The organism is Mesorhizobium sp. L2C066B000 (genome assembly GCF_000502335.1).
In the GTDB taxonomy this organism is placed as follows: Bacteria; Pseudomonadota; Alphaproteobacteria; order Rhizobiales; family Rhizobiaceae; genus Mesorhizobium.
The window spans coordinates 1774809-1796864 of record NZ_AYWZ01000001.1 but is presented as its reverse complement, the minus strand read 5'-3'; the positions used below and the strand labels follow the sequence as shown (position 1 = coordinate 1796864).

Genomic DNA, 22056 nt, shown 5'->3' with positions numbered 1-22056 from the left:
CCGCACTCCCACGTTTTCCCTCGGGCGCAGCACGCGCCGGCAGATTTGAGGGATTTCGCATGCGCTTCAAGACCATCGTCGCCATATTGCAGAACGAACAGGACGCCGAACGCGTGCTCGACTGCGCCATCCCGCTTGCCGACCGGTTCGAGAGCCATCTCATCGGCATCCATGCCGAAGCGCTGCCCGTTCCCTACACCTCGGCAACCGGCTTCCCCGACACCGAGTTCCTGCAGGTCTCCGCCGACATGAACCGCGAGCGCGCCGAGAAATTGCAGGCGCTTTTCGTTCGGCAGATCGAGAATTCCGGCCTTTCCTTCGAATGGCGCAGCCTCGAGAGCTTTTCCGGCGACAGCGCGCTGACGGGTATTTCCAGCGTGCGCGCCGCCGATCTGATTATTGCCGCGCAGCGCGAGACCGGAGGCGACCAGAGCGCCGATGTCGACACGCTGGTTTACGATGCCGGCCGGCCGGTGCTGGTGGTGCCGCATGAGGGGCCGTTGGTCACCACATTCAAACATGTGCTGCTGGCCTGGAACGGCAGCAAGGAGGCGGCGCGTGCCGCCTTCGACGCGCTGCCCTTCATCATCGAGGCCGAGAAAACCGACATTCTGGTCATCGATCCGCCGGATACGCTGGATGACAACCCGGAAGCCGCCGGCGCCGAGATCGCCGCGGCACTCTCCAGGCATGGCGCAACGGTCAGCGTGTCGGTGCAAAAATCGGGTAATGCTTCGGTCGATGACGTCATCCAGACCCGGATCGCCGAGACCGGAGCCGACCTTCTGGTGCTCGGCGCCTACAGCCATTCCTGGCTGCGTCAGCTTTTGTTCGGCGGCGTCACGCGCACCGTGTTGCGCAGCGTGCCGGTTGCGGCCTTTTTGTCGCGGTAACTCCACAGACTGGCCCCGCCCTTGCCAATGCCCTGACTTTCCAGTTAATTCCGCGCGCATTCCACAATGGTGCGCGCGGAGTGCAGAATGTCCCTTCCCGAAAAAGCCTTTCCGGTCTCCTGGGACCAGTTCCACCGCGATGCCCGGGCGCTCGCCTGGCGGCTTGCCGGCGCCAACAAGGGACAGTGGAAGGCCATCGTCTGCATCACCCGTGGCGGCCTGGTTCCCGCCGCCATCATCTCGCGCGAACTCGGAATACGCGTCATCGAGACGGTCTGCGTCGCCTCTTATCACGACTACACCAGCCAGGGGCAGTTGCAGGTGCTGAAGGAGATCACCCCGGCGCTGCTCGCCGATGATGGCGCGGGCGTGCTGATCATCGACGACCTCACCGACACCGGCAAGACGGCAGGCATCGTGCGCGCCATGATGCCCAAGGCGCATTTCGCCACCGTCTACGCCAAGCCGAAAGGCAGGCCGCTGGTCGACACCTTTATCACCGAAGTCAGTCAGGACACCTGGATCTACTTTCCCTGGGACATGGGTTTTACCTACCAGAAGCCGATCGCCGACGATCACGCAGGCTGATTCGCGCCAGCCCCATTTCTGCCCAGACGGCCAAACCCGCCCCGTTTGCTATGAAAACAGGCACTGGAAGGGACAATATTCTGTCGAATCGACAGCTGTTGGCGGAGTTTGACGGGTCGGTGTGAGGTTTTTTACTTTTAAGACTTACACTTGTCGGTAAGATTCATACGGCGGCTAACGATTCTGAGGGCTGGGGTAGCTTTCACTGATGCTGACGACACCGGCGACACACGACCATCTGGCTGAAAGGGTCCGCAAGCTCTTCGGCACTTCGCCTTGTCGCCTGCAGGTTGCCGCTTTGCCATGGCGCAATAACGAAGACGGCGTCGAGATCATGCTGATCACCAGCCGAGACACCGGGCGTTGGGTGCTGCCGAAGGGCTGGCCCGAGGCCAGGGAGCCGCTCTGCGAGGCAGCGGCGCGCGAGGCGGGCGAGGAAGCCGGATTGCGTGGCAAGATTTCGCTTTTCGAGGCCGGTCGTTACTTCTACGCCAAGGCCCTCGCGTCCGGCGAGGAAGTCCCTTGCGAAGTGCTGGTGTTTCCGCTGCAGGTCGAGCACGTTGCCGACCGCTGGAAGGAAAAGCGCGCGCGCACCCGCAAATGGGTCAATGGGGCCGAGGCCGTACGCATGGTCAACGAGCCGGACCTCTGCCAGATCATCGCCCATTTCTGCGCCGATCCCGACAAGTTCGTCGTTAGAGCCTAGCTCACAGCCACCGCTGCATAGTCCTGCGCGCCCGCACCGGTTCTTGCCCCGATTCCGGGCTCGGTGCTTCGCTCCGCGCGCCAGCAATCCGACACTATAAATCCCTCCCCTTCAGGCCAAGCTTAGCCACAGCTTGACATGCAGGCATTTACCTGCATATTGTGTCTTCAAGATGAGTGAGACCGATGGACGCCGACAAGGTTTTCAAAGCGCTGGGCGACCCGACCCGCAGAATGCTGCTCGATCTTCTGTGTGAGAAGAACGGCCAGACGCTCGGCGAGCTTTGCGAAAATCTCGACATGGCGAGGCAATCCGCCACGCAGCACATCGATCTGCTGGAAGCGGCCAATCTGATCAGCACGGTCAAGCGTGGCCGCGAGAAGCTGCATTTCATCAACCCCGTGCCGCTGCACGAAGTCTACGAGCGGTGGGTGCGAAAATTCGAACGGCAGCGGCTGAGCCTGCTGCACGACCTGAAACAAGAACTCGAAGGAGACGACCAATGACCCGGGAAACCACCAGTTTTGTCTACGTGACCTACATCAGATCGACGCCACAAAAGGTGTTCGAAGCCATCACCAGGCCCGATATCGCCAAGCGCTACTGGGGCCACGAAAACGTCTCCGACTGGAAGCCCGGCTCGAAATGGGAACACATCCGCGCCAATGACGAACGGACCGTCGAACTCGTTGGCAAGGTCGTCGAAATCTCGCCGCCGACCCGCCTGGTCATGAGCTGGGCCAACGCCTCGCAGGCCGACGATCCGACCAAGCACAGCCAGGTGACGTTCGCCATCGAGGAATACGACACCATGGTCAAGCTGACCGTCAGCCATGACGAGCTCGAAGCCGGCAGCGGCATGGCCAAGGGCATCAGCCAGGGTTGGCCGGCCGTGCTGTCCAGCATGAAATCCTTCCTCGAAACCGGCACAGGCATCGACCTGTTCGCCAAGCCGAAATCGGCCTGAAGCAACCGCGGAGAACGATGATGACCAAGCACTTTACCGGCGGCTGCGCCTGCGGCGCGATCCGCTATGAGGCCAGCGGCGAGCCGATCTTTCAGAATCACTGCCAATGCCTCGATTGCCAAAAGCGCAGCGGTACTGGCCATTGTTCCTATGTGACCTTCGGCCGGCGCGCTGACGTAAAGATCACCGGCGAGCCGAGCACGTGGCGGATGATCGCCGACAGCGGCAATGAAAAAGCCCAGGCCTTTTGCCCGACCTGCGGCACGCCGGTCTACGTAACGTTCGTCGCCATGCCGGAGGTGACGGCTATCCAGGCCACGAGCCTCGATGATCCCGGCCAGTTCGACCCGCAGGCGGTCACCTACACCGTGCGCGGCCACGCCTGGGACACGATCGACCCAGCGCTTCAGCCATTCGAGCGAATGCCTGGATGAACCAGGCAGAGCCCTATCCCTCGGATAGGGCTCTGCGTTCAGCTCAGATCACCAGGCCCTTGGTCAGTTCCAGCGCCTGCCGCTCGAACAGGCGGCGGTAGATGCCGCCCTTCAGCCGGATCAGCTCGTCATGCGAGCCTTCCTCGACGATCTTGCCACGGTCGAACACGAGCAGCCTGTCCAGCGCCCGCACCGTCGACAGACGGTGCGCGATGACCAGCGTCGTGCGGCCAACCATCAGCCGCTCCATCGCCTGCTGGATCAGTACTTCCGATTCCGAATCGAGGCTCGATGTCGCCTCGTCCAGGATCAGGATGCGCGCATCCGCCAGGAAGGCGCGCGCGATCGCCACCCGCTGGCGCTCGCCGCCCGACAGTTTCACGCCCCGTTCACCGACCAGCGTGCCGTAGCCCTTCGGCAGGCCGGTGATGAAGTCGTGCGCGCTGGCGAGCTTGGCGGCATGCTCGATCTCGGCCTGCGTGGCGTCCGGTCGGGCATAGGCGATGTTTTCCGCCAGCGAGCGGTGGAACAGGATGGGCTCCTGCTGGACGATGGCAATCTGCGCGCGCAGCGACGCCTGTGCAACCTGCGAGATGTCTTGGCCATCGATAAGGATCCTGCCGCCGCTGACATCATAGAGACGCTGGATCAGCTTCACGAAGGTCGTCTTGCCCGAGCCGGAATGACCGACCAGTCCGACCCGCTCGCCCGCCGCTATCTCCACCGAAAAGTCGCGGTAGAGCGGCAGGCGATGGCTGCCATAGTGGAAGGTGACGTTATCGAAGGCGATGTGGCCATGCGTGATCCGGATCGGCTTGGCGCCGGGCCGGTCCTCGATGCCGAGCGGTTGCGACTGGAAATCGACCAGTTCCTCCATGTCGTTGACCGAACGCTGCAAATTGCGGATATGCGTGCCGATGTCCCTGAGGTAGCCCTGCAGCACGAAGAACGAGGTCAGCACGAAGGCGACATCGCCCGCACTTGCCTGGCCCCAGGCCCACAGCATCAGCGACAGGCCGATTACTGCCGTCCGCAGCACCAGCAACATGGCGCCTTGCGTCGTGCCGTTGATGGTGCCGCGCACCCAGGTGCGGCTGGTCCGCGCGCGCCATTTGGCGACGACCTTGGCAAGACGCGTCTCCTCGCGCGTCTCGGCACCGAAACCCTTGACCACGGCATTGCAGCTCACCGCATCGGCAAGCGAGCCGCCAAGCCGCGTATCCCAGCTGTTGGCGAGCCGTGCCGCGGGCGCGACATAGCCGAGCGACAGCAGCGCCGTCACAGTGATGAACAGCAGCGAGCCGACTGCCACGACCAGCCCCATCAGTGGCCAGAACCAGCCGAGCAGCAACGTCGAGCCGACCAGCATGGCGACCGACGGCAACAACGCAATCAGGATGGTGTCATTGAGCAGGTCGAGAGCCCACATGCCGCGCGTGACCTTGCGCACCGTCGATCCGGCAAAGCTATTGGCGTGCCAGTCGGTTGAGAAGCGTTGCACGCGATGGAACGCGTCGGCGGCGATGTCGGCCATCATCTTCAGCGTCAGCTCGACAATGCCCATGAAAGCCAGGTTGCGCAGCACCACGCCGGTCATCGCCAAAGCGATGAGCGCGAAGAACGCCGCCATTGCCGCATTCCACGCGACATCGTCAGCCAACGCACTGCTGGCGACGGCGTCGACCAGCCGGCCGGAATAGAGCGGCGTCAACACGTCCGCTATGGTCGACAGCAGGAAGCTGCCCATGATCAGCGAAAGCCGCCACGGCTGGCGCCGCCAGTGGCTGAGCGTGAAGCCAAGAACGCTGCGAAAGGCGCTTGCACGCAGATCGATTCGAAAACGAGCCATGATGTCATCCGGGCGCAAATCTGCCCGGTCCCGGTAAGGTCTGAAAATTGAAAACCGCGCTGGGCAATTCGCCCGGGGCTGCGGAGGTTCGGCATGGGTGGCGGCGCGCCCCGGGTTGTCGGGTGGCGACCGGCATCGGCAGAAGCCTGTACTCGACCCGGCATCGGTGCGAAGGGCAAACCTTCGCCGGACGCCAGGTGAGACCTAGGCTTCGCGGCCTCGCATTACCATGTGAAATACTGCCATTCAGACCTCCCGCAAGACACTTGCGGAGCGGTCCTTATAGAGACGCCATGAAGGATCGCCAAGGCCGGGCACGTGGCAAAGCGTAACTGGTCCAACCAGTGAGGTTATTTTGCAACAACAGCGGGTCAACCCCTCGCTATGCCTCATTCCGGGTTGCGATCGAGGCGCATGTAGCGGCCGTCGGTCGATGCCTTGAAGCCCAGCTTCTCATAAAGGCCATGCGCGTCACTGGTCGACAGGCTCCAGTGCGAGACCGTGCTGAGTTCAGGGTGGTCGATGAGCGCCCGCACCAGTTGCGTGCCAATGCCTTGGCCGCGATGCTGCGGCCAGATGATGATGTCGGCGAGATAGGCAAACACCGTACGGTCGGTGATGGCCCGGCCAAAACCGACTTGGTTCCCATCGATATAGGCCGCGGTGCAGAACGAGTTGGCAAAGGCGCGGCGATGAAAGTCATCGCTGCGGCCGGCGCCCCAATAACTCGCCATCAACAGATCGGAGGTCGCCCGGAAATCGATCCGTGACATGTCGAAGCTGATTTCACAGTCGGGCATGGTGCCTCGCAAAGAATGGAGGGCGGCCGAATTCAGTCCGGCCGGTGATTTGGCTGCCCACGTGGCGCGCTTATGGCACCACGAGATAGGCCTTCTGGTCGGCGATCGCGATGGTCACGTCGGTGCCGGAATTGAACTCGACGAAATCGAGCTCCATCCCGTCGCTGAAGATGACGCCGCCCCTGCTCTGCCGCGAAGAAACCACCAGCGGCCGGTCGCGGGTGATGACGCCATGCACAAGCGACACGCCGGTCGTGTTGCTCGGAAACGGTTCGCGCACCGAAAAGAACAGCTGTTCGCCTTCGCGATCGTAGCCTTGCGGCGGCACGGTCGGCACGGAGTTGTCACCATAGGCCGCGGCCAGTCCCGCGGCGCCCGCCATCACGGAGCGCAGCCAGCCGGTGGAGCCGGCGCCCGTGGAGATGATAATGCCGCTCGACGACTGGCGCTCGGTCCTGCCGCCATAGGTCAATTCGTAGCGCGCCGAGACATGCGTCGAGGCGCCGACGAACAGATCGTTGAAGGCGATCAGCCGGCGTCCGTCATTGGAGCGCGCTTCGGCCATCACCACCGCCTGGCGCTTCGCCTTGCCGGCTATCGTCAGGCGGAGGACCTTTTCGGTATCGTCGGCATTCCACGGCAGCAGCACGCCGTCGAAAAGCGCCGGGTTCGGGTTGATGCCGATCAGCGGCTGGTACGGGAGGTACTTCGCGGTGTTGGACACCAGCCCGTCCTGACCGAGCGCGATCACCACGTCGGACCCGAATTCGAACTGCGGTACCAGTTCTCGGTCGAGCCGCAACTGTTTGAGGCCTTGGGGAAGCGAACCCATCACCCGGTCGAGCGCCTGGTGATAGACGTCATGCGCCGCCTTGACCGGGTCGAAATTCATGCCGGCCTGCCGGAGATAAAAGCGCGCCTGTCCCTGCGTGTTGAAGCGCGTCGTCAGCTCCTCCAGCTCGGTCTTGCGGGTGACGACGATCACCCGGTCGATCGGCCTGCCGCTCTGGTCGCTTGCCACCCGAGCTTGCCTTTCAGGACCCGGCTTTCGGAGTGGAAAGCTGGCTGAGCGCGCTGGTGAGCATATCAGGCGTGATCGACAGATTGCCGACCGAACCGCCCTTTTCCGCCCAGGCCTTGAAAGCCATCGCCGTCAGCACGTGCGCCGGCGCCGACGAATAGACGGTCAGTTCCAGCTGTTGGGCCTTGGCTTGCGCCTCGGCAAGCGTCAGCTTGTTGCGCGCCTCCGTATCGACCAGCAGCTTGTTGCGTTCGGCAAGCTCGATTTCGGTCGCCAGCTCGCTCTGCTTGATCTCGCGCTCCTTCTCCACGCCCCAGGCACGGCGCCCATAGATCGCGGCATCGGCCTGGCGCTGCAGCGCCTCGCGATATTCGGTCTGGAGCGCCTTGCGGATCTCCGGCGTCGGCTGGACCGAGGTGATGTGAACCTCCTCGATCGACAGGCCGGCGGTCGCGGCAATCGGATCGTTGCGCAGGAGTTCGGCGAGATTGCCACCGAGCTTGGTCACCTCGGCCAGCGCCTGTTCCAGCGTCATGCTCGAAACCACCGCGCGGGCGCGGCTCTGTATCGCAAGCACCAGGCGCTCGGCGATCTTCTCCCGGCCGTCGCCGACGACGTCGGCACGGCTGAGCTTGGCGCTGAAATCAAAACCTTCGGCTGCCTTGAGTGGATCGATGATGCGGTAGCTGACCGACCCCTGGATTGCCAGATCCTGAAAATTCGCCGTCGTCTCGGTGAAGATGAAGGGGTTATCGAGCGACGTCACCGGCACCATCGCTATCGTGGTGCCGAACGTGCCGTACCAGAAGGAGATGCCGCGCCCCTGCTCCCTGATCTTGCCGTTCTTGAAGCGCAGGATGTGATACTCAGGCGTTCCCTTGAAATAGCTGATAAACATGCGCCCCCAAGGTTTACCAATTCAATCAGATGTTTAGCCGCGATCCCTGAAACGGTTGGTGATGGGATAGCGGCGGTCGCGGCCAAAATTCTTCCGGGTGATCTTCACACCCGGCGCCGCTTGTCGGCGTTTGTACTCGGCAATGTAGAGCAAATGTTCGACGCGCGTCACCGTCGCCCGGTCGTGGCCGCGCGCGACGATGTCGTCGACGCCCATTTCGTTCTCGACCAGGCATTCCAGAATGTCGTCCAGCACCGGATAGGGCGGCAGCGAATCCTGGTCGGTCTGGTTCTCGCGCAATTCCGCCGACGGCGCCTTGTCGATGATATTCCTGGGGATCACCTCGCCTGAGGGACCGAGCGCGCCCGGCGGCACATGGCTGTTGCGCCAGCGCGACAGCGCATAGACCTGCATCTTGTAGAGGTCTTTTATCGGGTTGAAGCCGCCATTCATGTCGCCATAAAGCGTGGCGTAGCCCACCGACATCTCGCTCTTGTTGCCCGTGGTGACGACCATCGAGCCGAACTTGTTGGAGATCGCCATCAGGATCGTGCCGCGCGCGCGGCTCTGCAAATTTTCCTCGGTAATGCCTTCCTTGGTGCCCTCGAAAAGCTGCGTCAGCGTATGCAGAAAACCCTCGACCGGTTCGAAGATCGGCACGATGTCATAGCGGCAGCCAAGCGCACGGGCGCAATCCTCGGCATCCTTCAGCGAATCCTCCGAGGTATAGCGGTAGGGCATCATCACCGCCCGCAGCCGCTCCTCGCCGAGCGCATCGACGGCCAATGCGGCGCAGATCGCCGAATCGATGCCGCCGGAGAGACCCAGCACGACGTTCTTGAAGCCGTTCTTGTTGACGTAGTCGCGCAGGCCGAGCATGCAGGCGCGGTAGTCCGCCTCCTCGCGCTCGGGGATTTTCGACATCGGCCCTTCCGAGCAGACCCAGCCGTCAGAGTTTTCTGCATCTTGCGCGCCTGCGGCGACGCGGTTGCGCTTCCAGGTGGTGACATCGACAGTTTCCTCGAACTGGCTCATCTGGAAGGCGAGCGTCTTGTCGGCGCCGATGGCAAAAGAGGCGCCGTCGAAGATCAGCTCATCCTGGCCGCCAATCTGATTGGCATAGATCATCGGCAAACCGGTCTCGATGACCTGGCGGATAACGACCTGATGGCGCACGTCCATCTTGGCGCGGTAGTAGGGCGAGCCGTTCGGCACCAGCAGGATTTCCGCGCCGCTCTCGGCCAGGGTTTCACAGATGCCAACGTCGCCCCAGATGTCCTCGCAGATCGGAATTCCGATGCGCACACCGCGGAAATTGACGGGTCCCTGAGCCTCGGGCCCGGCCTGGAAGACGCGCTTCTCGTCGAACTCGCCATAGTTTGGCAAATCGAGCTTGTAGCGCTCGGCGAGGATCTTGCCGCCATCGGCGACGATGATCGAATTGTGGGTGCCGCTCTTGCGCTTCAGCGGCGTGCCGATGATGACGCCCGGCCCGCCATCGGAGGTATCCGCGGCGAAATCCTGAGCGGCCTTCTCGCAAACCTTGAGGAAGGCCGGCTTCAGCACCAGATCCTCCGGCGGATAACCGGCAAGGAAAAGCTCGGTGTAGAGCACGATGTCGGCGCCCTGGCGGGCGGCATCCGCCCTCGCCTCGCGCGCCTTGGCAAGATTGCCGGCGACATCGCCGACCGTCGGGTTGAGCTGGGCAACGGCGATGCGCAGAATATCGGGTGCGGTCTTCTGGGTCATCTGTGCGGTTTAGCGCGGCAAATTTGCCCGAGCAATGGCGTTCGTTTGGACCAATTCGGTGATCAGTCGTCGCCCATATATTCGCGCAGCGATTGCGGCGAATGGTTCTCTCCGATCGACATCGCCAGAATGCGCGAAATGTGCCGGCGCGGCAGGCCGGTTTCCTGCGCCCATTTGTTGATCTGCGCCTGAATCCTGTCGAGATCCCTCTTCGACGTCGGACTTTCGGCGATGTCGAGGCCGGCGTCACGCAAAGCCGCGACCATATCGGCCGAGATGACGAAGGCGTCCCATTGCAGCCAGCGCAGGAAATACTGGCCGGTGTTGCCGCCAAGCCGGCTGCCATGCTTGCCGAGATACGCCATCAGCCCGACCTGGTCGTCGTCAGGCCACTCCGCGAGGAATTTGCCGAAACCGCCATGTTCCTTCGACACACGCTCAACGAAGGCGGCGTTGTCGCGGACGGATTTGATCTTCTGCGGGTTGCGCACAATGCGTTGATCAGCCGTCAGGTCGTGCCAGAAGTCATCAGGTTGAAACAACAGCCGTTTCGGCTCGAAATGGAGAAAGGCTTCCTCGAAGCCCGGCCATTTCTGTTCGATGACGCGCCAGACGAAGCCGGCGGCAAACACCCGCTCGGCCATCGTCGACAGGATACGATCGTCCGTAATTTCGGCAATCGCAGCATTGTCAGGCGCCGGCCCGAGCAGCGAGGTCAGCACCGCGTCGCCGCCTTTGCGTTTTGCAGCACGGGCGCGAATCTTCGCGAAATCGGGCATCCTGCATCCTCGCGCCGCGCTTTTGACGAAACGCCATCTTCCTATATGCAAACAAGGCTGCCAAGCCGACGCTTTTCCTATGGAGACATCCATGCACAAGACCGTGCCAGAACTTGCCAACCGCTGGTTGAGGCGAACGCCTGAAACCCTCAGCGAGCTCGAGCGGCGGGTGTTGCAGAGCACTGTCGACCGCAAGCCCATCTCGCAGGATATCAACGACAGCCTCACCGGCCTTCAGGGCGCCGGCGACCGGATCGCCGATGCCATTGCCCGCATCGGCGGCTCGTGGACGTTCATCCTGTCATTCATTGCTTTCCTGGTGCTGTGGATCGGCGCCAATTGGTGGCTGCTCGGGCGAGACTCGTTCGACCCCTACCCCTTCATCTTCCTCAACCTGGTGCTGTCGATGATCGCCGCCTTGCAGGCGCCGGTGATCATGATGTCGCAGAACCGACAGGCCGCGCGCGACCGCATCGACGCCGCGCATGACTATGAGGTCAACCTCAAGGCCGAGATCGAGATCATGGCTCTGCATGAAAAGCTGGACGAACTGCGCCACAGCCAGATCATCGGCGTGCGCGAGGACATCGCGCGCCTGGCCGAACAGGTGAACCGCATAGACGAAAAACTGTCGGGCCGGCAAACCTCTCAATGACCGGGATCGTCCATCACCTCATCGAGCAATATGGGTTGATCGCGGTTTTCATGGGCTGTGTCGCCGAAGGCGAAAGTGCGGCCATCCTCGGCGGCTTCTTCGCCCATCAGCATGTCTTCATCCTCTGGAAGGCTTTCCTCACGGCCGCCATTGGCGCCTTCGTCGGCGACACGTTTTTCTTCGTTCTCGGCCGCAGCTTTGCCGACCATCCCAGGGTGCTGAAACTGAAGGCGAGGCCCGGCTTCAACCACGCCTACCGTCTCGTCTCGTCCCATCCCAACATATTCGTCCTGTCCAACCGCTACATCTATGGCCTGCGCCTGGTCGGCGGCATCGCGGCCGGTTTCGCCAGCATTTCGGTAGCGCGTTTCGTTATCCTCAACGCGGTGTCGTCGCTGGTCTGGGCGGCTTTGTTCTGCGGCATCGGCTACGTCTTCGGCCTCGGCGCCGAGCAGATGATAGGCAAGGCACTGCTCCATCACGAACGGCTGCTGATCGCGCTTGCCATAGGTCTGGGTGTCGCCATCCTTGCCTGGCTCATCGCCCGCACCGTCGCCGGCAAGGAGCGCGCCAAGGACGCCCGCGACAGCGAAACCACATCGTAAGGTTCAGTCGTCGTCCTCGACCAGAGCCCGGTCGCCGCGATCGAGGATCAGCGGGATGATGAGATCTTCCTCGTCGGCCAGATGCCGCTTCAGCATGGCAATCAGCCGGCTGTTCTCGTCCGCATAGGCGTCGGCGGCGAAGCGCTGCCTGTCCTCGCTCTCCTCGAGCGTGCGGATGAAGGCGTTCGCCGTCTCGGCGTTGCGCTCCAGCCCCTCATGAATGGTGTGATGGTCGGCATCGAGGATTTCGAAGCCGCGCTTCAGGCGCGGCTCCGCCTTGGCGAAAGCCGGGAAATATTGGTAGTCCTCGACATTGTGGTGGCCGTCGAGATTGCCGAGAAAGTGGTTCAGCCGCGGCGCGAACCAGCGCGCGAAATCCGGCGCCGTCAGCCTGCCTTCGCGATAGTCGCCAATGCCGTTGGTGAGCATGCCGCCCAGCTCTCGGAACATGTCGTGCCGCTGCAGCCACATGTTTGCCATGCCGTGGATGTTGGCGTGGCCCCGCCATGTCTCGCGCGGATATTTTTCCGCCAGCCAGCGCAGGTCTTCCGGCAGGCCGGCTCTTTCAAGCAGCAGAAAATTGGCTTCCACGACGTCAGTCTCCTTTGGTGACTAACATATGGGAGCGTTCAGATCAGATCGGTAGTCCCGTGATGCGCTCGATGAGGGCGATTCCCCAGACGCCGGCGACGATAATAACCGAAATCAGCACCGCCAGCGAGCCGCAGTCCTTGGCGAGCTGGATGTCGATGTTGAACTCGCGACTGAAGGCATCGCAGGCTGCCTCGATGCCGGTGTTGAGCACTTCGACCATGATGAGCAGCAGCACCGCGCCGATCAACAGCGCGTAGCCGCGCCACGAGACCGAGACGAACCAGCCGAGCGGCAGCGCCAGCACCAGCAGCATCAGTTCCTGCTGAAATGCCCTTTCGCTGGCGGCGAGCTTGCGAAAGGCTCGCACAGAATTGAAGTAAGCACCGATCAGCCGCTGCATGCCGCATCCCCTTCGAATCACCGGCAGGGGATATCGCAATGGCTGGATCAAGGGAATAAGGCAGCCGCCGCAAAATCACTCCTCCGCAACCTTGATCGTCGGCGTCGACTTCTCGAACTGCGGCAGTCCATCGTCGATCGTATAGTAGTCGCCCTTGTCGCCGACAAAGATGTGGCATTGGCCTTCGAGCCCGGTCGGGTTGTCGAACGATCCGGCCAGAACTGAGACATAGGCATCCTGACCCGGCTTCCAGAACAGCACCGAGCCGCAGATCTTGCAAAAGCCGCGCTTGGCAAAGGAAGACGATTCGTACCAGCTGATGTTGTCGGCGCCGGTTATCGTGATGTCGCCGTCGGCGACGTTGGTCGCGGCGTAAAAATGCCCGCTCTGCTTGCGGCACTGCGAACAGTGGCAATAAATGACGCCGCGCAACGGCCCTCGCGTCTGGAAACGCACGGCTCCACACAGGCAAGATCCGCTGTGGTTGTTGCTCATCCCTACCTCCACCAGCCATCGTCCACGGCTTCGCCGCTGGCCGAGAGGATTTCAGTTTTGCCGCAGCCGGGCACCGGCAAATGCGACATGGGGTGGGCGTGTTCGGACCTGACCTCAGGATCTTTGCAAACCATTTCTGCAGCCTGCGGTAGAACGGACGCGTTACCTGGCGGCACATTAAGGAAACTTTAGCGCCGGCGCATCTATGGTCGTTGCCAAGCGAATGTCGCGATTGGGGACGTGTCTTTCGCAGGATGATCCGAAATACGGCTGGCACTCTCCGGTCGGCGGCATCTCGCACGGTCTGCGATGGTTCCCAGAGGCAGAGTGAACAGAACATGCAGCCGGCAGCCGTCCAGACCGACCGAAACAGCGACATTGCAACAGCCGTTGTGGCGACCATGCGTCAGCTCGGCGTGCTTGGCCTGCCGCGCAATTACGAAATCTTCTACGAAGCACTGAAAGGCACCAATCGCGAACTCGGCCTGGCCGTCGTCGCGCTCGGCAACCAGCCGACGCAGGACGATCTCGACCGCATCGGCCGCGCTTTCTTTGCCCAGCATCACGGTCCCGGCATTGTCGAGCAGGCGCGCGACGTGCTGGCCAGGGAACTCGAGGACATCGCCTTGCTGCTGCGCAGCGAACGTAGCCATATCGAGAAATACGGCAAGATCCTCGATGAGACATCGAGTGGCCTCGCCAACCGCAGCCTGCTTTCGCAGGATCTGCTGCAGAAGGTCGCCAGCGCCATGGCGGCGGCCACCAACTCGACCCTCGACCACGGCAAGCAGGTTGCAACCACGCTGAGCGACAAGACGGCGGAACTGGAGAGCGTCAAGTCGAAGCTTGAGGAGTACAAGCGGCTCGCCGACACCGACCCCTTGACCCATATCTGGAACCGCCGCGCCTTCGACAAGCAAATCACGGCGATTTACACCTCCAACAAGGGGATCCTGTTCAACGCCCTGATCCTTGCCGACATCGACCATTTCAAGGGTGTCAACGATCGCTACGGCCACCCGGTCGGCGACAAGATCATCCAGATCGTCGCTGAAATCTTCCAGACCAGCATCCGTGAAGACATGTTCGTTGCCCGCACCGGCGGGGAGGAATTCGCGCTGATCGTCGAGGGCGCCAGCGAGGATACCACTTACGAGATCGCCGAACGCATCCGCGTGCTGATCGAACAGACGCCGTTCACCAGCAGCCAGACCGGCGCCAATTACGGCACGGTGACCGTTTCCATGGGCATCTGCATGGCTTCCGAAGCGGAAAGCCCGGAGGATCTCTACACCAAGGCGGACCGGGCGCTCTACCGCTCCAAGGTTGGCGGGCGCAACCGCGTCACCCGGCACTCGACAATGGCCGGCCGCACCGGCAAGAACTGGCTGCTATACAAGAAAGACTGACGCTTCGGCGTGCAGCCAATTCCCGGGCACGGGCAAATTTATCGGATCCCGCCTCTTTCCATATGAATTTTCGTGGACTATATTTTCCATGGAAAGAGAGAGGCCATGTCTGTTACACAACCCAATGCTGCCGCCCCTGATCTGACCGCGAAGGCGGCCGAAAACGCGGTTCTGACCAAGGCCACGCTGCGCGCCGCCGAACTCTTGGATATAACCGCCAAGGTGCTTGCGTCGATCATCGGCGTCTCGGAAGCCACGGTTTCACGCATGCGCAGGCAGGAATTCCTGCTGGAGCGCGGCACCAAGCCGTTCGAACTCGCGGTGCTGTTCGTGCGGCTGTTCCGTTCGCTCGACGCCATTGTCGGCGGTGACGAGACGATAGCCCGGGCATGGCTGAAGAACGCCAATACCGCGTTCGATGGCAGCCCGCTTGAAAAGATCCTCACCATTACCGGGCTTGTCGATGTCATTGCCTATCTGGACTCCCGACGCGCTCTCGTCTGAAGCCGTCCGGCTCGACGGCAAATACTGGCGCATGGTCGAGGCGCAGCACCGCGTCTCGACGCTGAAGATCGTCGACACGCTGGACGAACAGGCGCTGCTCGAGGATCTGATCGAGGAGACCAAGCCGCAAATCCCCATGGAATGCCGGCATCTCCACTATCTCCTGGCGACGCCCTTCCGCTACGGCTCGATCTATCCCTACGGCTCGCGCTTCCGCCGCGCTGGCCGCACCCTGGGTGTCTACTATGCCGCGGAGACGATCATGACGGCGGTCGCCGAAATGGCCTTCTACCGCCTGTTGTTCTTCGCCGATTCGCCCGACACGCCATGGCCGCACGACGCCGCCGAATACACCGCCTTCGCCGCCGCGATCCGCACCGACAAAGCCATCGACCTGACGCGGCCGCCACTCGACCGCGATCAGGCTGAGTGGACGCATCCGACCGACTACGCCGCCAGCCAGGCGATTGCCGATGTCGCGCGTGAGGCTGGGTTGGAGGCGATCCGCTACCGTTCGGCGCGCGACCCGAAGGGCGCCAACATAGCGCTGCTGGCATGTCGCGGCTTTACCAAGGCCAAGCCGCTGGAGCCGCACACATGGCGCATCCGGCTGGGCTCGTTCGGTGTCCAGGCGATCTGCGAGTTTCCGGAAAGGCGCCTCGAGTTTTCCAGAGCCGCCTTTGCCAACGATCCCCGGCTTAACGGCCTGCGCTGGGAACGCGGGCGTTGATCTAAACGAAAAAGCGCCGGATTTCTCCGGCGCTTTCCACTTCAATCTGAAAACGGGTTCAGCCGTTCACCGCCTGCTTGTGCTGCACCGGATGGCTCTTCTTCAAGAGGTCGGACACCAGGAATGCCAGTTCGATGGCCTGATCGGCATTGAGGCGCGGATCGCAATGGGTGTGGTAGCGGTCCTGCAGCTCCTCGGCGGTGATGGCGCGGGCGCCGCCGGTGCATTCGGTGACGTTCTTGCCGGTCATCTCGACATGGATGCCGCCGGGGTGCGTGCCCTCAGCGCGATGCACCTCGAAGAAGGTCTGCACTTCCTTGAGGATGCGGTCGAACGGCCGCGTCTTGTAGCCGGCTGCCTCGATGGTGTTGCCGTGCATCGGATCGGACGACCATACCACGCTACGGCCTTCCTTCTGCACCGCGCGCACCAGCTTCGGCAGATGGTCGGCGACCTTGTCGGAGCCGAAGCGTGCGATCAGCGTCAGCCGGCCCGGCTCGTTCTCCGGATTGAGCAGGTCGATCAGTTCCAGCAAGCCATCCGGCGTCAGCGACGGGCCGCATTTGAGGCCGAGCGGGTTCTTGATGCCGCGGCAATATTCGACATGGGCATGGTCGGGCTGGCGGGTTCGGTCGCCGATCCAGATCATGTGGCCGGAGGTTGCATACCAGTCGCCCGACGTCGAATCGACGCGGGTCAGTGCTTCTTCATAGCCAAGCAGCAGCGCTTCGTGGCTGGTGTAGAAGTCGGTCTCGCGCAGCGCGTAATTGGTCTCGGAGGTGATGCCGACGGCCTTCATGAAGTCCATCGTCTCGGTGATGCGGTTGGCGAGCTTGCCATACTTCTCGCCCTGCGGGCTGTCGGAGACGAAGCCCAGCATCCAGCGATGCACATTCTCCAGGCTGGCGTAGCCGCCTTGGGCGAAGGCGCGCAACAGGTTGAGCGTCGCCGCCGACTGGCGGTAGGCCATTTCCTGGCGGGCCGGGTCGGGAATACGCGACTTGGGGTCGAACTCGATGCCGTTGATGATGTCGCCGCGATAGCTCGGCAGCGTCACCTCGCCCTTGGTCTCATTGTCGGAGGAGCGCGGCTTGGCGAACTGGCCGGCGACACGGCCGACCTTCACCACCGGCTGCGCGCCGGCGAAGGTCAGCACCACCGACATCTGCAGGAAGACGCGGAAGAAGTCGCGGATGTTGTCCGCGCCATGTTCGGCGAAACTCTCGGCGCAATCGCCACCCTGGAGAAGGAATGCATCACCGGCAGCCACAGCCGCAAGCTGCTTCTTCAGCTTGCGCGCCTCACCGGCAAAAACCAGCGGCGGAAAGGTGGCGAGCTGGGCTTCCGTGCTCTTCAGGGCGGCAAGGTCCGGATAGGCAGGAACCTGCTTGATCGGCTTCGCTCTCCAAGAATTCGGCGACCATTTCGTCATCGCTGCACCCAAACGCTCTTTCCAGCAGGCTTTTGCCCGCCATTCCCGCCCCATATGGGGATGGCGGCTCCATACACGAAGCCGATTTCCTATTCTAGACCGGAATTCAAGCGCTGGCGAATGGGTGGCTGGCAGTTCACTCTGCCGTCTGTGACAAAGCGAGATAGAAAAGGCCCAGCCCCAGCAGCAGACATGACGGGCTGTAGAACCAGCTATCGTAGCTGGCAAAACGCGTGGTCCTGACCCGCTTGAACAGCCCGAAATACCGGGACCAGCTCAACGCCCGCGCGCTGAAGACGATCGCCCACAAGATGATGCCGGCCTTCAGCAAAGGTTGCGCCAGCGGCAGGCGGACCGCGCCGATGAAGCCGAGAACCAGCAGCAGCACCAGCACCAGGATCAACCCAACCGCCATCGCCCCAAAGGCCGTCTCCTTGATGGCGGGAGTGCCATCCTCGCGCTGTGGCAGCGCGACGCCGGCGCCAACACCCCGACCGAGACCCCAATAGAGATGAAAGCCGGCCCCGAGCAGCAGAATGGTCGAACAGAGAGCGACGACCGCTATCGTCATGCCTATCGGGCGACTTCGTTCAATCGCCGGAGCTGGCGACCGAGCCCACCCGTCAGATCGAGAGCAAGCATGCGCAGCAAGGCGATGGCGCTCCATAACGGCCGATCCGCGAACGGCTTGTTGCTGTTATGCTCGAGGAAAGGGTGAGTGAGAAAAGCCGCGATATAGAAGAACGGAATGATGACCAGGAAAGCCCACCAGACGACCATGAAAGATGCCGCAATCCCGGCGAGCGGCGCGAAAAACAGGCCGATATAGTGGATAAACCGGGTCGAAGGTTTTGAATGGCCGGCAAGATAACCGAGCCAGTATTCATCGGAAGGTCTGCGGGTTCATGGATTTCCCCGTTCAGCGATGAGTTGCAGGATCCATCTGATCCCTTGGGTCAAACTGATCCCTTAGGCCAAAATACTTCAATGGCTCCAATCGTCGCAGACCCAGAAGCGATCTTTGCTAAGCGAAGTCCCACAACTAGGCGGCCTTCTCCACCAGCCGCGCCAGTTGCGTCATGACGACGGCCGAGCCCGCCAGGCGCTTCTCCGCCGTTGGCCAGTCGCGGATGAAGACCACGCTGTGGTCGGTCCTGATCTTGGCCAGCGAACCCTGCTCGCCGATGTATTTGACCAGCCCGACCGGGTTGGAGAACTCGCGCTTGCGGAAGTGGATGACGACGCCCTTGGGGCCGGCATCCAGCTTTTCGACATTGGCCCTGCGGCATAGCGCCTTGATGAAGACAATCTTCAAGAGATGCTTCACCTCTTCCGGCAGCGGGCCGAAGCGGTCGATCAGTTCGGCGCCGAAAGCGTCGATTTCCTCGGTGTTTTCGAGGTCGCCGAGGCGGCGGTAGAGCGCCAGCCTGAGCTGCAGGTCCGGCACATAGCTCTCCGGGATCATGACAGCCGTGCCGACGGCGATCTGCGGCGACCAGCCGCCATCCTGAACCTCGCCGGAATCCTTCACCTCGGCCACCGCCTCCTCCAGCATCTGCTGGTAGAGTTCGAAGCCGACCTCCTTAATATGGCCGGATTGCTCTTCGCCGAGAAGATTGCCGGCGCCCCTGATATCGAGGTCGTGGCTGGCCAGTTGGAAGCCGGCGCCGAGCGTATCCAGCGACTGCAGCACCTTCAGCCGGCGCTCGGCGGTGTCGGTGAGCTTGCGATTGGCCGGCAGCGTGAACAACGCATATGCCCGCACCTTGGAACGGCCGACGCGGCCGCGCAGCTGGTAGAGCTGCGACAGGCCGAACATATCGGCGCGATGGATGATCAGCGTGTTGGCGGTCGGAATGTCGAGCCCGGATTCGACGATGGTGGTCGACAACAGCACGTCGTACTGGCCGTCATAGAAGGCGTTCATGATGTCGTCGAGTTCGCCCGGCGGCATCTGGCCATGGGCCACCGCCACCTTCAGCTCGGGGACGGATTCGCGCAGGAAATCATGGATTTCGGCGAGATCGCTGATGCGCGGAACGACATAGAAGGAATGGCCGCCGCGGTAGCGTTCGCGCAGCAGCGTCTCGCGGATGACCAGCGGGTCGAAAGGCGAGATGAAGGTGCGCACCGCCATGCGGTCGACCGGCGGCGTGGCGATCAGCGACAGTTCGCGAACGCCGGTCAAGGCAAGCTGCAGCGTGCGCGGGATCGGCGTCGCCGACAGCGTCAGCACATGGACGTCGGTCTTGAGGTCCTTCAGCCGTTCCTTGTGCTTGACGCCAAAATGCTGCTCCTCGTCGATGATCAGCAGGCCGAGATTCTTGAACGAGATCGCCGACCCGAGCAGTGCATGGGTGCCGATGACGATGTCGACCTGCCCCTCGGCGATGGCTTTCTTGGTTTCCGCCAGTTCCTTGGCGCCGACCAGCCGCGAGGCCTGGCCGACGCGGACCGGCAGGCCGGAGAAGCGCTGCGAAAAAGTCTTGAAATGCTGGCGCGACAACAGCGTCGTCGGCACCACGACCGCGACCTGGAACCCTTCCATCGCCGCGATGAAGGCGGCGCGCAACGCCACTTCGGTCTTGCCGAAGCCGACATCGCCGCAGATCAGCCGGTCCATCGGCTTGCCGGCGCCGAGATCGTCCACGACGGCATCGATCGCGCCCTGCTGGTCGTCGGTCTCCTCATAGGGAAAGCGCGCCGAGAATTCGCCGTAAAGCCCTTCCGCCGGCACCATGGGCGGCGCGGTACGCATCTGGCGCTCGGCGGCAATGCGGATCAACTGTCCGGCCATGTCGAGCAGGCGCTTCTTCAGCCGCGCCTTGCGCGACTGCCAGGCGCCGCCGCCGAGCTTGTCCAGCGTCGCCTCGGCTGTGTCAGAGCCGTAGCGCGACAGAAGCTCGATGTTTTCCACCGGCAGGAACAGCCGGTCGTCGCCGGCATAGTGGATTTCCAGGCAGTCATGCGGCGCGCCGACCGCCTCGATGGTGCGCAGGCCGATGAAGCGGCCAATGCCGTGATCGGCGTGGACGACGATGTCGCCGGCCGACAGCGACGAGGCCTCGGCGATGAAATCCGACGGGCGCTTCTTGCGCTTCGAGCGGCGGATCAGCCGGTCGCCCAGAATGTCCTGCTCGGCGACGACGACCAGCTGTTCGGTCTCGAAGCCGGATTCCAGCGGCAGCACGGCGAGTGCCGCCTGCCCCGGCTCGAGCTTTTCCGCCTCGGCCAGCGTCGCCACCGGCACGAGATTGCCGAGATGGTGCTCGGCCAGGATCTGGCCCAACCGGTCGAGCGAGCCTTCGGTCCAGCCGGCGACGATGACCCGGCGGCGCGCCGCGCGCTCGTCAGCGATGTGTTTTACGACGACATCGAAGACGTTGATGTTTGGGTCAGCCCGTTCCTCGGCAAAGCTGCGGCCATGGCGCGAGCCGCCATGGAAGACCTTCTTGGCCCCGACATCGGGCGCGTCGAAGGCGGTGAAGTCGATGGCTTCGCGGGGTCCGAGGGACGCCACGAGGTTTTCCGGTGAGAGATAGAGCAGGTCCGGCGCCACCGGCTTGTAGGGCACGGCGTCCTTCAACGCGGCGTCGGCCTGTTTGCGGCGCGCTTCGTAGTGGTCGAGGATCAGCGTGTGACGCTCAGCCAGCGCTTCGTGCGCCAGATGGTCGAAGATGACAGGCGCATCCGGCAGATAATCAAACACTGTCTCCAGCCGCTCGTAGAACAGCGGCAGCCAGTGCTCCATGCCGGCAAAGCGCCGCCCTTCGCTCACCGCCGCATAAAGGGCGTCGTCGCGCTGCGGCGCGCCAAAGGCTTCGATATAGGAGCGGCGGAAGCGGCTGATGGTTTCGGGGGTCAGCGCCACTTCACTCATCGCCTGCAGCGCCATCGACTTGCGCTGGCCGGTGGTGCGCTGCGTGGCGGCGTCGAAGACGCGGATCGATTCCAGCGTGTCGCCGAAGAAATCGAGCCGCAGTGCTTCCGTCCAGCCGGGTGCGTAGAGGTCGAGGATGCCGCCGCGCACGGCGAATTCGCCGATACCGCGCACCGTCGGCACCCGCTCGAAGCCGGAAATCTCCAGCCGCGACACCAGCGCGTTCATGTCGATCTGGTTGCCGGGCTTTGCGTGGAAAGTCTGCGCTTCGACCAGATCGGCCGGCGGAATGCGCTGCAGCAGCGCATTGGCAGTGGTCAGGATGACGGCGCGATGCGGCTTTTTTGCCAGCGCGATCATCGCCGTCAGCGCATCGAGCCGCTTGGCGGCGGCATCGGAGCCTGGCGAAACGCGGTCATAGGGCAGGCAATCCCAGGCCGGCAACTCCAGCACCGGCAGGCCGGGGGCGGCAAAGGTCAGCGCCTCGATGATCGACGGCAGGCGCTGGCCGTCGCGCGCCACGAACAGCACCGGTTTGTCAGGCGCAATCTCATGGATCGCCTGCACCAGCGCAAAGGCTTCGTAGCCATCGGCAACGCCGTCGACGATGAACTGGCCGGCGCGGCCTTTCGGCAGACCGATTTTGGGAATGAGGCTCATGGTTGCAC

At 62.7% G+C, this 22056-nt stretch carries 23 protein-coding genes and 1 pseudogene; 11 read left to right on the top strand and 13 right to left on the bottom strand.

The features are described from left to right. The first annotated feature begins 59 nt into the window (after positions 1-59). The 6 genes from X733_RS157680 (at position 60) to X733_RS157705 (ending at position 3588) form a co-directional block, all read left to right on the top strand. On the top strand, positions 60-893 hold the full coding sequence (locus X733_RS157680; RefSeq protein ID WP_023735339.1) for a universal stress protein: 834 nt from the start codon (positions 60-62) through the stop codon (positions 891-893). 87 nt (positions 894-980) lie between these two features. After that, positions 981-1481 carry a xanthine phosphoribosyltransferase gene (gpt, locus tag X733_RS157685; protein ID WP_023667540.1) on the top strand — a complete coding sequence of 167 codons (501 nt, stop codon included), beginning with the start codon at positions 981-983 and terminating at the stop codon, positions 1479-1481. A 208-nt stretch (positions 1482-1689) separates the two neighbouring features. Next, positions 1690-2187: an NUDIX hydrolase gene (locus tag X733_RS157690; RefSeq protein WP_023667541.1), complete on the top strand. Its 498-nt coding sequence runs from the start codon at positions 1690-1692 to the stop codon at positions 2185-2187. Positions 2188-2372: 185 nt separating this feature from the next. Then, entirely contained in the window at positions 2373-2693 is a 321-nt protein-coding gene (locus X733_RS157695; RefSeq protein ID WP_023681541.1) for a helix-turn-helix domain-containing protein, read from the top strand. Continuing rightward, positions 2690-3154, top strand: a complete 465-nt coding sequence (locus tag X733_RS157700) for an SRPBCC family protein (RefSeq protein WP_023688339.1) — start codon at positions 2690-2692, stop codon at positions 3152-3154. Before X733_RS157695 ends, X733_RS157700 begins: the two co-directional genes overlap by 4 nt. A gap of 20 nt (positions 3155-3174) precedes the next feature. Continuing rightward, complete coding sequence (locus X733_RS157705; RefSeq protein WP_023725741.1) at positions 3175-3588, top strand: GFA family protein; 414 nt, start codon at positions 3175-3177, stop codon at positions 3586-3588. A gap of 43 nt (positions 3589-3631) precedes the next feature. Here X733_RS157705 and X733_RS157710 read toward each other — a convergent pair whose 3' ends face one another. The 6 genes from X733_RS157710 to X733_RS157735 all read right to left on the bottom strand — a co-directional run bounded on the left by X733_RS157710 (position 3632) and on the right by X733_RS157735 (position 10684). Beyond that, a complete protein-coding gene (locus tag X733_RS157710) occupies positions 3632-5437 on the bottom strand; it encodes an ABC transporter ATP-binding protein (RefSeq protein ID WP_023681544.1) in 1806 nt (601 codons plus the stop codon). 389 nt (positions 5438-5826) lie between these two features. After that, positions 5827-6237: a GNAT family N-acetyltransferase gene (locus tag X733_RS157715; protein ID WP_023818165.1), complete on the bottom strand. Its 411-nt coding sequence runs from the start codon at positions 6235-6237 to the stop codon at positions 5827-5829. A gap of 70 nt (positions 6238-6307) precedes the next feature. Further along, positions 6308-7258 carry an NAD(+)/NADH kinase gene (locus X733_RS157720; RefSeq protein WP_196813700.1) on the bottom strand — a complete coding sequence of 317 codons (951 nt, stop codon included), beginning with the start codon at positions 7256-7258 and terminating at the stop codon, positions 6308-6310. Between the two features lie 13 nt (positions 7259-7271). Then, positions 7272-8156: an SPFH domain-containing protein gene (locus X733_RS157725; protein ID WP_023701171.1), complete on the bottom strand. Its 885-nt coding sequence runs from the start codon at positions 8154-8156 to the stop codon at positions 7272-7274. A 33-nt stretch (positions 8157-8189) separates the two neighbouring features. Further along, positions 8190-9905 carry an NAD+ synthase gene (locus tag X733_RS157730; protein ID WP_023701172.1) on the bottom strand — a complete coding sequence of 572 codons (1716 nt, stop codon included), beginning with the start codon at positions 9903-9905 and terminating at the stop codon, positions 8190-8192. A 62-nt stretch (positions 9906-9967) separates the two neighbouring features. Next, a complete protein-coding gene (locus tag X733_RS157735; protein ID WP_023818164.1) occupies positions 9968-10684 on the bottom strand; it encodes a DNA-3-methyladenine glycosylase I in 717 nt (238 codons plus the stop codon). A gap of 91 nt (positions 10685-10775) precedes the next feature. Here X733_RS157735 and X733_RS157740 point away from each other — a divergent pair, with 91 nt between their 5' ends. Further along, positions 10776-11339, top strand: coding sequence for a DUF1003 domain-containing protein (locus X733_RS157740; RefSeq protein WP_023667551.1), 564 nt, complete (start codon positions 10776-10778; stop codon positions 11337-11339). Continuing rightward, positions 11336-11944, top strand: a complete 609-nt coding sequence (locus tag X733_RS157745; RefSeq protein ID WP_023704560.1) for a DedA family protein — start codon at positions 11336-11338, stop codon at positions 11942-11944. The genes X733_RS157740 and X733_RS157745 overlap by 4 nt, the downstream gene beginning before the upstream one ends. A 3-nt stretch (positions 11945-11947) precedes the next feature. Here the strand turns inward: X733_RS157745 and X733_RS157750 are convergent, their stop codons facing one another. The 3 genes from X733_RS157750 to X733_RS157760 all read right to left on the bottom strand — a co-directional run bounded on the left by X733_RS157750 (position 11948) and on the right by X733_RS157760 (position 13433). Continuing rightward, a complete protein-coding gene (locus tag X733_RS157750; RefSeq protein WP_023708466.1) occupies positions 11948-12535 on the bottom strand; it encodes a hemerythrin domain-containing protein in 588 nt (195 codons plus the stop codon). A 43-nt stretch (positions 12536-12578) separates the two neighbouring features. Then, positions 12579-12938 carry a diacylglycerol kinase gene (locus X733_RS157755; RefSeq protein WP_023818163.1) on the bottom strand — a complete coding sequence of 120 codons (360 nt, stop codon included), beginning with the start codon at positions 12936-12938 and terminating at the stop codon, positions 12579-12581. Between the two features lie 75 nt (positions 12939-13013). Continuing rightward, positions 13014-13433 carry a GFA family protein gene (locus X733_RS157760; RefSeq protein WP_023667555.1) on the bottom strand — a complete coding sequence of 140 codons (420 nt, stop codon included), beginning with the start codon at positions 13431-13433 and terminating at the stop codon, positions 13014-13016. 338 nt (positions 13434-13771) lie between these two features. On the opposite strand from X733_RS157760, the gene X733_RS157765 reads away from it, so the two are divergent. The 3 genes from X733_RS157765 to X733_RS157775 all read left to right on the top strand — a co-directional run bounded on the left by X733_RS157765 (position 13772) and on the right by X733_RS157775 (position 16076). Further along, on the top strand, positions 13772-14842 hold the full coding sequence (locus X733_RS157765) for a GGDEF domain-containing protein (protein WP_023681555.1): 1071 nt from the start codon (positions 13772-13774) through the stop codon (positions 14840-14842). Between the two features lie 105 nt (positions 14843-14947). Continuing rightward, entirely contained in the window at positions 14948-15346 is a 399-nt protein-coding gene (locus X733_RS157770) for an MbcA/ParS/Xre antitoxin family protein (RefSeq protein WP_023818162.1), read from the top strand. Further along, complete coding sequence (locus tag X733_RS157775) at positions 15306-16076, top strand: RES family NAD+ phosphorylase (RefSeq protein ID WP_023818161.1); 771 nt, start codon at positions 15306-15308, stop codon at positions 16074-16076. Before X733_RS157770 ends, X733_RS157775 begins: the two co-directional genes overlap by 41 nt. Positions 16077-16134: 58 nt before the next feature. Here X733_RS157775 and X733_RS157780 read toward each other — a convergent pair whose 3' ends face one another. The 4 genes and pseudogenes from X733_RS157780 to mfd all read right to left on the bottom strand — a co-directional run bounded on the left by X733_RS157780 (position 16135) and on the right by mfd (position 22048). Then, positions 16135-17508: a 3-deoxy-7-phosphoheptulonate synthase class II gene (locus X733_RS157780; protein ID WP_023818160.1), complete on the bottom strand. Its 1374-nt coding sequence runs from the start codon at positions 17506-17508 to the stop codon at positions 16135-16137. A 136-nt stretch (positions 17509-17644) separates the two neighbouring features. Then, entirely contained in the window at positions 17645-18079 is a 435-nt protein-coding gene (locus X733_RS157785; RefSeq protein WP_023818159.1) for a DUF3995 domain-containing protein, read from the bottom strand. Positions 18080-18081: 2 nt separating this feature from the next. After that, a pseudogene (locus X733_RS157790) lies at positions 18082-18384 on the bottom strand (Mpo1-like protein); the annotation flags it as partial. 166 nt (positions 18385-18550) lie between these two features. Next, entirely contained in the window at positions 18551-22048 is a 3498-nt protein-coding gene (gene mfd, locus X733_RS157795) for a transcription-repair coupling factor (RefSeq protein WP_023818157.1), read from the bottom strand. Between the last annotated feature and the right edge of the window lie 8 nt (positions 22049-22056).